We start from the raw sequence: 12,501 nt of genomic DNA, 5'->3' as shown, positions 1-12,501 counted from the left end.
CCATTCGCCGCCGGTCCGGCGTTGCCTTCTGGTGGACGATGTTCGTCGGCGCGCTGCTGACGATCCTCGGCCTGCCGATCGGAGGGGGCGGTGCCTGGCTGATCGCGCTGGGCGGATCCTGGTACTATCTGCCCGCCGGGATCGCCCTGCTGGCCGCCGGCAGCCTGCTGCTTGCCGGCAATGCCGCCGGTGTATGGCTTTATGTCCTGACCTGGCTGGCGACACTTGCACCCGGCGGACACCATTTCATGGAGACCAGGATCGGCGACGACGTCATTGCCGACGTCATTGCCTACGCATTGCCTAAAAGCTGACGCCAGACGATGACGGCTTCGCGGGACGCTTCCATCCTGATCGTCGGCGCCGGCCCGACCGGGCTGACGGCGGCAGTCGAACTGGCAAGGCGCGGCATTGCACCTCGCATCATCGACCGCAAGGAAGGCCCGACGCCGCTCGCCAAGGCGGTCGGCATCAGTTCGCACAGCCTCGACATCCTTGAACCGTCCAAAGTCGCTGCCCGGTTGCTCGCCGAAGGATTGAAAATTCGCCGAGCCCGTTTCTACTTCGAAGGACGAGCGCTCGGCGAGATCGATTTCTCGATCCTGCCGCACCGCCATAATTTTCTGCTGTCGCTGCCGCAGCGCGACACCGAATCGCTGATGACCGATACGCTCAAGGGATTTGGCATCGACGTCGAATGGCGAAGCACATTTGTCGGCATGGCCGAGCACAAAGGTCGGGCCGAGGTGCGGATCGAGGCGCCAGACGGCCGTGACGAGGCAAGTTTCGACCTTATCTTCGGAGCCGACGGTGCGCAAAGCACGGTGCGTGATGCCATGAGCATCGGCTTCGATGGCTACACGCATCGGCGGCAATGGAGCATTGCCGACGCCGACATCGACGATTGGCCCTATGAGCCGATGGCCGCCCACGCATTTCTTCACAGGAACGGCGACGTCGGTTTCATCATCCCGATCGGCGAGAAGCGCTATCGCGGTCTCCAACACCGAGGATGCGCTGGCCCGCATCCCCGGCAATTACCGGATCACGCGGTTGTTGGGGACCGACCGCTTCCATATTCCGGTACGACAGGCGCCGCGTTATCAAACCGCATGCGTCTTCCTGGGAGGCGATGCCGCGCATGTGAATTCGCCGTTGGGCGCGCGCGGCATGAATCTCGGCATCGAGGACGCCGCGTCATTCGCCAGGCGTTTCGTCGACGGCACGCTTGCCGGCTACACAAGCGAACGCCACCCGGTGGGGCAACGGTGGATCACGCTCAGCGAGCGCATCCTCTCGCTGGCCCAATCGGACAACGGCATCATGCAAGGCGTCAGGAACGCGGCCTTCAGCGTCGTCGGCCATCTGCCGCTGCTGCAACGGCCGCTGCTGGAGCGTGTCGCCGGGCTCAAGGAATGACGTGGTCGCATCAACCTTTTCGCTGGACATGCGTTGTTGGGTTTCAAGCCAGGGAGATGACCATGCAGATAAAATCGGAAATCGCCGGCGAGGCCGCCAAGCAGCGGCATATCCAGCGCCGTATCGACGAGAAGGACAAGTCCAAATCCAATGGCAAGCAAAAAGGCGCCATGCAGGCCGGCGCCCGCAAATATCCGGAGCCGCCCTTCCCCGAGCAGCACCAGCCGAAGCCGGGCCATGAATGGGCGATCGAGCCGGCGCCGCTTTACGATGCGCCATTTTATATCGGATCGAAAAAGCTCGACGGCAAAGTGGCCGTCATTACCGGCGGCGATTCAGGCATCGGCCGTGCGGTGGCCGTGCTCTATGCGCGTGAAGGCGCCGATGTGGCGATCGTCTATCTCTCGGAGGATAGGGACGCCAAAGATACCAAAAGGGCCGTCGAAGCGGAAGGCCGGCGCTGCATCCTGATCAAGGCCGACGTCAGCGAACGCAACCACTGCCACAACGCGGTGGCTGAGATCGTGCAGGAGTTTGGGCGGATCGACGTGCTGGTCAACAACGCCGCTTTCCAGATCCACTCCAGCGATTTCAGCGAGCTGACCGAGGAGCATTTCGACACGACGCTGAAGACCAACCTCTACGGCTATTTCCACATGGCGCAGGAGGCCGTGCCGCACATGAAACCCGGTTCGGCGATCATCAATACCGGTTCAGTGACCGGCATCGAGGGCTCGAAGCAACTGGTCGATTACTCCATGACCAAGGGCGGCATTCATGCCTTCACCCGCGCGCTCTCAGGCAACCTTGTCGACAAGGGCATAAGGGTCAACGCCGTGGCGCCGGGCCCGGTTTGGACGCCGCTCAACCCCTCGGACAAGGAAGCCGGCGATGTTTCGAAATTTGGCGCCGATACGCCGATGAAACGGCCGGCCCAGCCGGAGGAGATCGCGCCGGCCTACGTGTTCCTCGCCTCGCCACACTGCTCGAGCTACATCACCGGCGAGATATTGCCGATCGTGGGCGGCTACTGACGGCATGTATTTCATTGCCCTGGCCACTGACTATGACGGCACGCTGGCGCATGAAGGGGTCGTTGCCGAGAAGACGCTTGCGGCGCTTGAACGCTTCAAGAAGAGCGGCCGCAAACTCATTCTCGTCACCGGGCGCGAGCTGCCCGACCTGAAACGCGTCTTTCCCGAAGTCGCGATCTTCGACAAGGTGGTCGCGGAAAACGGGGCGCTGATCTACACGCCGGCCAGCGAGGAGGAGCGGACGATATCCCCGCCGCCCGCCCCCGAGTTCATCGCCAAACTCAGGAAACGCGGTGTCAAACCGCTTTCGGTCGGACGCTCGATCGTCGCAACCTGGGAACCGCATCAGGCTACCGCGCTCGAGGTCATCAAGAAATTGGGGCTGGAGCTGGAAATCATCTTCAACAAGGGCGCGGTGATGATCCTGCCCAGCGGCATCAACAAGGCGACCGGGCTGACAGCCGCGCTTCAGGACCTCAGATTGTCGCCGCACAACGTCGTCGGTGTCGGCGACGCCGAAAACGACCACGCCTTCCTGCGCGCCTGCGGCTTCAGCGTGGCCGTCGACAACGCACTGCCGGCAGTCAAGGATACGGCGGATCTCGTGACACGCGGCGCGCGCGGAAAAGGCGTCGAGGAACTGATCGCCAAGGTGGTCGAGCGCGATCGCGAGCTTGTGCCGAACCGCGACGGCATTCTGCTTGGCTCGGAGGATGGCAAGGAGGTGTATCTGTCGCCAACCGATACGGTGCTGATCGCCGGCAGCTCCGGCATCGGCAAATCGACCCTGGCGACTGCACTGACGGAGCGCTTCGTCGAGAGAAAGTTCCAGTTCTGCATCTTCGATCCGGAAGGCGACTATGACGGTCTCGAAGGCGCCGTCCGGCTGGGCGACGGCTCGAACGCGCCGACGAAGACGCAGTTGCTCGATCTCCTGGAGAAGCCGGACAACAATCTGGTCGTCAATGGCCTGGCGCTGCGCGTTAACGAGCGGCCGGACTTCTTTGCCGACCTGCTGCCGGGCCTTGGCGGTGTTCGCTTCCGCACGGCACGACCACACTGGCTGATCATCGACGAGGCGCATCACCTCTTGCCGAAGCGGCGCGACGACACGCCAATGGTGCTGGCCATGGAATTGCCGGGCACGATCCTGATCACGGTTCATCCGGACGCGATCTCAACCGAGGCATTGCGGCTGGTCACCGCCGTCATCGCACTCGGCCCCAAGGCGAAAAAGGTCATCAAGACGTTCTGTCACGAGACCGGCACCGAACCGCCAAAGGACAAGGACCTGAACTCTCCAAAAGACGAGCGCGTGCTGTTCTGGCGGCCGCAGGCGCGCAAGAAACCTGCCATGGTCGAGCCGATCGAACCGCGACAGTCGCTCAAGCGGCACAGCCGCAAATATGCCGAGGGCCAGCTGGACGAGAAGGGCAGCTTCTATTTCCGCGGCCCCGACAATGCGATGAACCTCCGCGCCCATAATCTGATGATTTTCGCCCAGATCGCCGAGGGCATCGACGACAGGACCTGGGAACATCATTTGCGCGCCGGCGACTATTCCGAATGGTTTCGCCACCAGATCAGGGACAAGGAACTGGCGCGCGAAACCGCCGAAGCGGAGAAAGACGGCACACTTTCGGCGCAGGAGAGCCGCAAGCACGTCCTGGACGCGGTGCGCCGCCGCTATACCGCGCCCGCGACCGCGCCGAAGGAATAGATGCAAACGGCGCCCAGCCGGTCCCAAGCCGGCTGGGTTCACCTCGTGGTCGATCTCCGTCCCACCTCGGCAGACGGCCGAGTCCCAGTCAGTTCCAACCGTCGATGGTCCATCGTGGAACCTCATCCGCCAAACGAGATTGTGTTCTATCGGGCGCCAGATCTATTCAATGCTGAATAATTGCTCGAAAGGAGACGATGGATGAGCAACGACCGGGACAAGGATGGTCCTGTCTTTTCAGCGGAACAGGCGCGGCAGGGCGAGATCATCCTGCGGACGCGGGCGCGCCGGATCATTTTCATCGCCGGCCTAGTGGGTCTCGTCTTGCTGGCATTGCTGGTGTGGTGGATTTGAATTCCTGACGGCTGGAGCGAAATCATGAAATCACAGCTTGTTGCCGAAAGCGCCGGACAGAGAACGTTCGTCGTTGTGCTTGATCCCGGCGAAGAGGCGTTTGCGCAGCTGACGTCATTTGCAGTCGACCGTGGCGTCGGCGGCGCGTCGCTGACCGCGCTCGGCGCTTTCGAAAGCGCAACCGTCGGCTGGTTCGACCCTGGAGAAAGGACCTACCGGAAAATCCCCGTCCGGGAACAGTGCGAAGTGCTGAGCGCGATCGGCGATGTTGCTATCGGCGACGACGGCAAGCCCAGCCTGCACGTCCACGCAGTCCTTGGATTGAGTGACGGCACCACGAGGGGCGGTCATCTGCTGGACGGCATCGTGCGGCCGACGCTCGAGGTCACATTGGTGGAGACGCCTGGCCATCTGCGCCGCAGGCACCGTCCGGAACTCGGCGTCGCCCTGATCGACTTGGAGGCTTGATCCGAGCCGATCACTTCGTTGATTTGACTGCGGCCGTTTCGGGCACGACCTCCCAACCGAAGACGCTGCGGCCGCCGAGCAGATGCGATTGCTCGAACTCCCCGGCGACGATTTCCTTCAGGCTTGGGCCGGTGACATAGCGCTCGACCTGCCTCGACTGGTCGTCCAGCCGCCGCAACGCGCCGATCTCTTCGTCACGGCCGAGCCTGGCCTTCTGGACAGCCGACTTCAGCACGCCGATCGTCTCGTCATAGACCTTCAGCGGCACGGGGAACGGGTGCCTGTCCTTACCGCCATGCGCCAGCGAGAAACGGCCTGGATCGGAAAAACGGCACGGCGCGCCATGCACGACTTCGGCGACCAGCGCCAGCGCCCGCACCGTGCGCGCGCCGACATTGGGCACCAGGAGAAGCCCGGCGAAATCTGTCGGGCCGCGCTCGGCCGCCGCCGCGATGTTGCCGTGCAGGCGGCGCATGACGACGTCGCTTTCGCGCACATCGTGGTGCGCCGGCATCACCAGATGCGGCAGCAGCTTTTGTGCCGGCTCCGGCGCTGGCGCCGAACCCCGCTCCAAAGCGGCAAGCTCCCTCACGATGCGATCCGGTCCAAGGTCGTGCAGAAGGTCCAGTTGTCCCTGGCGCGACGCTTCAGCGCGCCGGTCGGTCAGGTTGACGATCTCGCCCTGGTTGGCGCCCTCGATGGCAGCATGCGGCTGGTCGACAAAGCTCTTCAGGCCTTCGGACAGCCAGTGATAGCGGCGCGCCACCTTGCTGTCGCCGTTCATGCCCTGCTGCACCACCACCCACTTGCCGTCGTCGGTGACGATAAAGCCGTGCAGATAGAGATCGAAACCGTCCTGGACCGCGGCGCTGTCCACCTTGGCGACAAGCCGGCTGGCAGTCGCGAGGCCTTGCCCGTCGAGGCCGACACGCTCGCCGATCAGGGCAAGCTCGTGCGGGGTCTTGCGCGAATGCGCGCCGCGGCCGCCGCAAACGTGGATGCCGAGTTCGCCGGAAAGCGGCGACAGACCGCGCTTCAACGCTCCGACGACGCTGGTGGTGATGCCGGAAGAGTGCCAGTCCATCCCCATTACGGCGCCAAAGGACTGGAACCAGAACGGATGCGCCAGCCGGCGCAGCAACTCATCGCGGCCGTAATGGTGGATGATCGCCTCGCACATGACCGCGCCAAGCCGCGTCATGCGGTCGCCGAGCCATTTCGGCACGCGTCCGCCGTGAAGTGGAAGATCAGCACTTCCCGATCGCTGTGCCACGCTCTTTTGCTTGCTCCTTGAGTCCTGCCTCCACAGATAGGTATCGAAAGCGCCGCGAAGAAGCGATGGCCTGATTCCAGGCCGCGATCGTTGCGAGCCGCTAGAGCAATTCCAGGAAAAGTGTGAAACGGTTTTCCGTCCGGGATTGCGCAGAAACAAAGAGATAGAGCGTTTCGGCGTTTCCGTGAAACGATGAACCGCTCTAGCGGGCAGGCTCGCTGAGGAGATCAAACTTTTGAATCTCGCAATGCTCGCCCACCGATGCCAGCAGATCCATTGGCGGTGCGCCAGTGTCGGGCCGCCTCCAACTGATCTCGAACGAGAACACAGGGTCCTTGAGATCTGGGCGCCTCTCTATTGCGACGAGGCGTGCCTGGTAGCCAAGCGGCCCGATGAGCGCATCGATCTCCTGTCGAGCCGCGGCCTTCCACGTCAGTGCCAACTGGGCATGGTGTTCGCGCGACATTCGAAGGTCCACCCATTTCAGGACCAGCAAGGTGGCCAGCGTCAGCGCCGTGCCGGCAGCGCCCAAGCCGTATTGGCCACCACCGAAAGCCAATCCGATCGCCGTCATCACCCACAATGTGGCCGCCGTGGTGACGCCGCTGACAAGATTGCCGCGGCGAAGAATGGCGCCACCGCCGATAAAGCCGACGCCGGTCAACACGCCCAGCGGAAAGCGCAAGACGTCCATCGATGCAAACGAATCCGGGTGCTTGCCAACGGTCTCGAGCAGAATACTGGCCTGGATCATTGTGATGGCGGCGGCCAATCCGACCAGCACGGTGGTGCGTAGCCCCGCCGCGTGCCCGCGCGCCTCGCGGTTGAGGCCTATCAACAGGCCGGCGAGCGCGGTCAGAAGCAGTCGTGCCGCGATGTCCTGCCAGACCGGAACAACGAGGAGCATCGCGGTCACCCGTCAGGCCAAGCGCTGCTGGCCAGGAATAGCGCCAGGGTCAAAGCGAACAAGGGCAAGAGCGTCTTCATCGCAAATTCTTTTCGTCGATAAGCAACAAACGATGCGCTTGGATTTTGGTTGCGCCGCCGACGATTCACCCCGGCGATGGGCAGCGGCGGAACAAAACCCTCGGCCTGCGGGTTGGTGGGTTCACGCCAACGAAGGATTTGCAGTCATGGTCCGCTTGCTGCTTGCCGGAGCCGTCGCTTATCTGGCCTATCGCATCACCAAGGAGATCGGTGGGTCCGACGAGGTCGATCCGCGGTCGCCTTCACCCGACCAAACCGGCCGCAAGGTGCCGAGGCGGGAAAGCGGGGCGCAGGGGAATGGCCGACGGCGGTAGCGAATGCCTCAGCGGCGGCGCGGACCAGCCATGACCGCATTTCCGTTGCCGCTCGACCTTCGTCCGATGGAAGCCAAAGCCGCCGACGCAATTCCTGGCGGCGACGGGCTTTGGCAGTACGAACCGAAATGGGACGGGTTTCGCTGCCTCGTGTTCAAGGGCGACGATGCCGTCGATCTGCGTGCAAAATCGGGCAAGCCGCTTGGCCGCTATTTTCCCGAACTGGTCGCGGTGCTGCGCGATTTGAGGTCGCGACAGTTTGTGGTCGACGGCGAGATCATCATCGAGGTCGACGGATCGACTTCATTCGAGGCCCTGCAAATGCGCCTCCATCCCGCCGAAAGCAGGATCCGCAAATTGAGCCTCGAGACGCCCGCCATGCTTGTCCTGTTCGATGTGCTGGCCGAACCCGGCGGCAAGGTCATCATCGAACAACCGCTCAGCGCCAGGAGACGGGCGATCGAGGCCTTTGTCGCGTCGGCGGCACGGCCCGAACTGCGCCTGTCCAAATGCACGCACGATGCCGCTGCCGCCGAGCGCTGGCTGCAGGGCTCCGGCCATGGCTCGACCGACGGTGTCGTTGCAAAACTGATCGCCGGGCCATACCGGCCCGGCGAGCGCGCCATGGTCAAGGTCAAGCGGCTGCGCACTGCGGATTGTGTGGTCGGCGGCTTTCGCTATCTCGCCGGCAGCAACGAAGTCGGATCCCTGCTGCTCGGCCTCTACAACAACGAAGGCAGGCTGGACCATGTCGGGTTCACCTCGACCATCGGCAAGGACGACCGGGCGGCGCTGACCAGGCGGCTGGAAAAACAGCGGGCCAAACCGGGTTTCACCGGCAAGGCGCCGGGCGGGCCAAGCCGCTGGAGCACGGAGCGCAGCGGACAATGGGAGCCGATAAAGCCTGAACTGGTGGTCGAGGTTCGTTTCGACCATGTGACAGGCGACCGGTTCCGGCACGGAACCAAGCTGTTGCGCTGGCGGTCGGACAAAGAGCCCCGGCAATGCACGTTCGATCAGATCGAGTAAGCCCGCAGCGATGCACCGCTTCAAGGCTCCAGCTGCCCGCTCTACCGTTCATGACAGACCAATGCAGAATTCACCGGTTCACCGCGGCCAACCGAGCCTTGGCAACCATTTCCGAGGCTCGGTTGCGGTTTTGAAATCAAGCGGCTTCTTGCATTGCGCGTTCGTTGACACCGCTTTCGCCGAGCTTGGAAAGCGCTTCGTCGGTCGCGACCTCTTCCTTGAGAGTTGCCCTGAGCAGCTCGACAACGTCGCTCTTGCCGAGTTCTTCCGCCCACGCGATCAAAGTGCCGTAGCGAGCGATCTCGTAATGTTCGACGGCCTGCGCCGCGCCGACAAGCCCGGCGTCGAGCGCGGGAGCACCGTTATACTCCTCGAGCACTTCCGAGCCCTCTTCGATAATGCCGTCAATCGCCGGGCAGGTCTTGCCACGGGCCGGCTTGCCGAACTTCTCGAACACCTCCTCCAGGCGGTCGACATGTCCTTCGGTTTCCATGCGGTGTTTCTCGAAGGCGGCGGTCACTTCTTCCGACTCCGCGCCCTTGGCCATTTTAGGCAGCGCTTTCAGTATCTTCTTCTCGGCGTAGTAGAGGTCTTTGAGCCCGTCGAGGAACAGATCCTCAAGGCCCTTGCTTGCCGCCTTCGCGGCCTTTTTCGTGGTCGCCATGATCCTCTCCCGAATGGTTGGTGCCGCCTCGCAAAGTAGAGGCGTCCCATAACCCTCCGACGGGAAACAAGTTCCCTGACGGTCCGGGAGCTTTGAAAATTTTTCCGACCCGCCGTGTAGTGTCGCAAGGGGCCTCGACCTGCGGCAGCAATCGGCCAGGAAAGCGCCGTCAGCGCTCGCCGATATGCTCGACCAGGCGGGTATATTCGGCCTCGGCCAGGCCGTAGCCGCCATCCGCCAGTGCGACGAGACCATCGCGATCGCGAATGATAATTTCGCCGCGCCGGGACCGGATGAGCCCTCGCCCCTCGAGCAGCTGCAGCGCGACCGTGACACCCGGACGCCTTACGCCAAGCATGATCGACAGGAATTCGTGAGTGATCGTCAGCCGGCCGCCGTCCACCCGATCGTCACACATGAGCAGCCAGCGCGCCAGCCGGTCTTCAAGTTTCGATCGCGCGTTCACCAGCGCGGTATAGCCAGTCTGGACATGCAGATATTGCACGTAGCGCAGCAAGAACAGCCGCAGCGTCGGGCTTTGCGTCAGCGCCGCCTTGAACGGCTCGGCGTCGATCCTGGCGGCTTCTCCCGCCAGCTGCACATAGCAATCATGGACCGTACGGTCGTCGCCCATTATCAGGGCCGAGCCGGTCATACCTTCCAAGCCGACAAGGCCAACTTCCGCATCGCTGCCGTTCGGCATTTTCGCAACCACCGAACCGATGCCGTCCTCGAGGAAATAAATGGCCTCGATCGGCGATCCGGACACTTCGAGCGATTGCCGTAACTCCAGCGAACAGCGCTCGATGTGCGGCTCGAGAGATGCGAAATCGTCGGCGCTCATCCGGCGCAACAGCTTGTTTCTGTATAGATTTCTATTGAAAATTGCTGGATCAGACATAGCTGGCCCCAAAACAGGGCAAGAGCTTTTTTATCTCCCAGCCGTCCGCGCCCGGTATAACCTGCGGACGATAACGCTCATATAAGCACTCAAAGGTATGGAGCCTACTAAATAAAAAAATGAATCGATGCACGACAGTTTCTCCTGCCGCTTGCCTACGAAACCATCCGACTGAAAGTTAGAGTTGGAAACGTACCAAAGACGGTTTGGTACGAAAACGACAATTGAGGTCACCGGACGCGAAAGAGCCCGTCGCGAGGGATGCAACGGGCTCCATTCGGGCGTCGTGGGCTACGCCCAATGATCCAAATGAGGGGTGGGTTGGATCGCAGCAACAATGCAGGTGCAAGGCAGTCGTTCCCAAACTGTCTGTTTGGTAATTTCCGTACATTGAGTTTGGACGAGAGCGGCGCTAATTGAATTGGAGTCGTCCACACAGACATGGCGAGTGGACGCTTGAAAGACGCTTCGCGCTTTCGCCCTTTTTCAAGGGAGGATGGTATGTCGATGCAAGGTGCAGCAACTCCAGCCGAACTGAGCGTGCTGAAAAAAGCGCTCGACGACTGCTGCCGTGAGTTGGGTGTTGCGGACGACAGTCCTGTCCGCGAGCGGTTGGCCGCCCGTATCATGTCGCTGTTCAACGAGGGTGTGCTCAGCGCCGATCTGAAAGAAGCGCTGGCCGCCGATCGCCAACACTAAGCTGCTGCTATGGTGGTGTCCTCGGTGCCGAAAGGTTCGGGACCGGGTCGCCGTTTTTAGCCAAGGATCCTGGTTGGCCAAAGGTCTTGGAAATCTCGTCTCTTCACGACAAAACGCCCGGCGCTTGTTGCCAAGCGGCAGGCGTTTTTGTCGTGAGCGGACACTAAGGCGCGTCGCGTTCGACCGGCCTCATGCGATGCGCTTTAGGTTCCTGTTTTATGCATGTCGCTATCACAAAACCGCTGCACACTTTTGCGCGACGTGCATCAAATGCGCCCAAGCAGGACCAGGATAATGACGATAAGCAGCACCAGGCCGAGGCCGCCACCACCGTAATAGCCGGTGCCATAGAACGGTCCGCCGCCCAAGCCGCTGAAGCCGCCAAGCAAGGCAAGGACCAAGATTATGATGAGAATGGTTCCAAGGCCCATGATGTCTGCTCTCCTTGTTTGCGCTGCCGCCATTCGCATCAGCGCGTCGCATTGTACAAAGGTATGAACTCGCAAGAAGCATTCCTGTTCCGGCGGAACGGTAAGGCGTACGCTCATGCGGCGAGCAAAATGCCGGGCTGTGCCGTTAGAAAAGTCCACAGATGCGTGCCCGCGGAGAATGGCATGGCGGCCACCTTGAACACCTGAGAACATGCTGAATTCATAGGAGATTTGTCGGAACCTTCGCTCGCCCGAACGGTTGTTTTCGTAGTCGCAACGCGACGACCCTCGTAAAAAGGAGAAGCATCATGCTCACGAAAATTCTCGCAGCTTCGGCGCTTACGATCGGTCTGGCTACGTCAGCGATGGCGCAGAACGTCGGCGACGCTTCCGGAGCCGCTGCCGACGGTAGCGGGCGGACGATCGTAGTCCCGGATAATGGCGGCCCTGACACCGGCACGGATTCGACCATCACCAATAGCATTCGCGATTTCTCAACGACGAATTCGAATGCCGACCGGAATTGCCCGCCGGGCCCGCAGGGGGCTCTGCCCGATGCGACCGGCAAGGCTCCGGGCACGATGGCGCCGACGGTGAACGACAACCACTGCGGCAAGTAAGCGCCCGGTCATCACAGCCTGACGAGGCCGCGGAGCTCAAGCTCCGCGGCCGGCTGGTTTTGCGTAAAATCAGCCTAGCGGCCGCGGTGGTCGAAGCTGACCGCGATATCCCGACCGTCCAGCGCCCGAACGATGAAGCCAACCAGCTCCTCGTCGGTTTGCCGGAACCAGGGAAAGCGTTTGCGCAAATCGGCTATGACGACGGTGGTCGAGAGAATGTCACCGGCATGATAGTCGGCCATGATGGTATGAACGGCAGCGTCGGTGTCAATACCGATTCCTAGCGGCGACTTGATCTGCCCCACGGAAGCCTCCACCCATCTCTCCCAGCCAACGATAGCAAGACTGCCGCAAAGCGAAAGAGCTTGTACGATTCCGTACGATCTCGTGGCTTGCGTTGCACTTTGCAGGACGCAGCCGGCGTCTTTTGTTTTGCGTTTCCAAACCATTGTCTGGCGTGGTGGGGGGGGGGGGGGGCCCCCCCCCCCCCCCCCCCCCCCCCCGGGGGGGGGGTGCGCCGGCGGGGGGGCGGACACCCCGGGGGGCCCCCCCCCAAAAACCAAATTAAAAAAAAAGGGGGGGGGGGGT

16 protein-coding genes and 1 pseudogene are annotated in these 12,501 nt (G+C 62.1%); 11 read left to right on the top strand and 6 right to left on the bottom strand.

The window, feature by feature from the left end; genetic code table 11:
- Positions 1 to 38 precede the first annotated feature (38 nt).
- The 7 genes and pseudogenes from NKI58_RS27200 to NKI58_RS27170 all read left to right on the top strand — a co-directional run bounded on the left by NKI58_RS27200 (position 39) and on the right by NKI58_RS27170 (position 4,995).
- Positions 39 to 314, top strand: coding sequence for a hypothetical protein (locus NKI58_RS27200; RefSeq protein WP_051406139.1), 276 nt, complete (start codon positions 39 to 41; stop codon positions 312 to 314).
- A gap of 9 nt (positions 315 to 323) precedes the next feature.
- Positions 324 to 923, top strand: a pseudogene (locus NKI58_RS27195) (FAD-dependent oxidoreductase); the annotation flags it as partial.
- A complete protein-coding gene (locus tag NKI58_RS27190; RefSeq protein WP_352853973.1) occupies positions 853 to 1,419 on the top strand; it encodes an FAD-dependent oxidoreductase in 567 nt (188 codons plus the stop codon). The pseudogene NKI58_RS27195 and the gene NKI58_RS27190, both read left to right, overlap by 71 nt.
- Before the next feature lie 62 nt (positions 1,420 to 1,481).
- Positions 1,482 to 2,453, top strand: coding sequence for an SDR family oxidoreductase (locus NKI58_RS27185; RefSeq protein ID WP_023677096.1), 972 nt, complete (start codon positions 1,482 to 1,484; stop codon positions 2,451 to 2,453).
- A 4-nt stretch (positions 2,454 to 2,457) separates the two neighbouring features.
- Complete coding sequence (locus NKI58_RS27180) at positions 2,458 to 4,173, top strand: HAD family hydrolase (RefSeq protein ID WP_023677097.1); 1,716 nt, start codon at positions 2,458 to 2,460, stop codon at positions 4,171 to 4,173.
- 201 nt (positions 4,174 to 4,374) lie between these two features.
- Positions 4,375 to 4,527, top strand: a complete 153-nt coding sequence (locus NKI58_RS27175; RefSeq protein WP_352457805.1) for a peptide ABC transporter permease — start codon at positions 4,375 to 4,377, stop codon at positions 4,525 to 4,527.
- A 24-nt stretch (positions 4,528 to 4,551) separates the two neighbouring features.
- Complete coding sequence (locus NKI58_RS27170; RefSeq protein ID WP_352637306.1) at positions 4,552 to 4,995, top strand: PPC domain-containing DNA-binding protein; 444 nt, start codon at positions 4,552 to 4,554, stop codon at positions 4,993 to 4,995.
- A 10-nt stretch (positions 4,996 to 5,005) separates the two neighbouring features.
- Here NKI58_RS27170 and NKI58_RS27165 read toward each other — a convergent pair whose 3' ends face one another.
- On the bottom strand, positions 5,006 to 6,268 hold the full coding sequence (locus NKI58_RS27165; RefSeq protein WP_352449581.1) for a DUF763 domain-containing protein: 1,263 nt from the start codon (positions 6,266 to 6,268) through the stop codon (positions 5,006 to 5,008).
- A 202-nt stretch (positions 6,269 to 6,470) separates the two neighbouring features.
- Complete coding sequence (locus tag NKI58_RS27160) at positions 6,471 to 7,175, bottom strand: MgtC/SapB family protein (protein WP_352577685.1); 705 nt, start codon at positions 7,173 to 7,175, stop codon at positions 6,471 to 6,473.
- A gap of 226 nt (positions 7,176 to 7,401) precedes the next feature.
- Between NKI58_RS27160 and NKI58_RS27155 the strand changes: the two genes are divergently transcribed.
- Positions 7,402 to 7,569 (top strand): hypothetical protein, encoded by a 168-nt coding sequence (locus tag NKI58_RS27155; protein ID WP_023677102.1) that lies wholly within the window; start codon positions 7,402 to 7,404, stop codon positions 7,567 to 7,569.
- 30 nt (positions 7,570 to 7,599) lie between these two features.
- Positions 7,600 to 8,598, top strand: a complete 999-nt coding sequence (locus NKI58_RS27150) for an ATP-dependent DNA ligase (protein ID WP_352788036.1) — start codon at positions 7,600 to 7,602, stop codon at positions 8,596 to 8,598.
- 136 nt (positions 8,599 to 8,734) lie between these two features.
- On the opposite strand, the gene NKI58_RS27145 is transcribed toward NKI58_RS27150, so the two are convergent.
- Positions 8,735 to 9,262: a YciE/YciF ferroxidase family protein gene (locus tag NKI58_RS27145; RefSeq protein WP_023677104.1), complete on the bottom strand. Its 528-nt coding sequence runs from the start codon at positions 9,260 to 9,262 to the stop codon at positions 8,735 to 8,737.
- Between the two features lie 169 nt (positions 9,263 to 9,431).
- On the bottom strand, positions 9,432 to 10,106 hold the full coding sequence (locus tag NKI58_RS27140) for a Crp/Fnr family transcriptional regulator (protein ID WP_352492201.1): 675 nt from the start codon (positions 10,104 to 10,106) through the stop codon (positions 9,432 to 9,434).
- A gap of 558 nt (positions 10,107 to 10,664) precedes the next feature.
- Between NKI58_RS27140 and NKI58_RS27135 the strand changes: the two genes are divergently transcribed.
- A complete protein-coding gene (locus NKI58_RS27135; protein ID WP_292655400.1) occupies positions 10,665 to 10,862 on the top strand; it encodes a hypothetical protein in 198 nt (65 codons plus the stop codon).
- A gap of 266 nt (positions 10,863 to 11,128) precedes the next feature.
- Here the strand turns inward: NKI58_RS27135 and NKI58_RS27130 are convergent, their stop codons facing one another.
- A complete protein-coding gene (locus tag NKI58_RS27130; protein ID WP_023677107.1) occupies positions 11,129 to 11,293 on the bottom strand; it encodes a DUF3309 family protein in 165 nt (54 codons plus the stop codon).
- 308 nt (positions 11,294 to 11,601) lie between these two features.
- On the opposite strand from NKI58_RS27130, the gene NKI58_RS27125 reads away from it, so the two are divergent.
- Positions 11,602 to 11,913: a hypothetical protein gene (locus NKI58_RS27125; RefSeq protein ID WP_352788030.1), complete on the top strand. Its 312-nt coding sequence runs from the start codon at positions 11,602 to 11,604 to the stop codon at positions 11,911 to 11,913.
- Positions 11,914 to 11,987: 74 nt separating this feature from the next.
- Here NKI58_RS27125 and NKI58_RS27120 read toward each other — a convergent pair whose 3' ends face one another.
- A complete protein-coding gene (locus tag NKI58_RS27120; RefSeq protein WP_352788027.1) occupies positions 11,988 to 12,218 on the bottom strand; it encodes a hypothetical protein in 231 nt (76 codons plus the stop codon).
- Positions 12,219 to 12,501 lie beyond the last annotated feature (283 nt).

Source organism: Mesorhizobium sp. M0522 (genome assembly GCF_040321085.1).
GTDB lineage: Bacteria > Pseudomonadota > Alphaproteobacteria > Rhizobiales > Rhizobiaceae > Mesorhizobium.
Note: the sequence above shows the minus strand (reverse complement) of the source record. Positions and strands in the feature narration are given on the sequence as shown.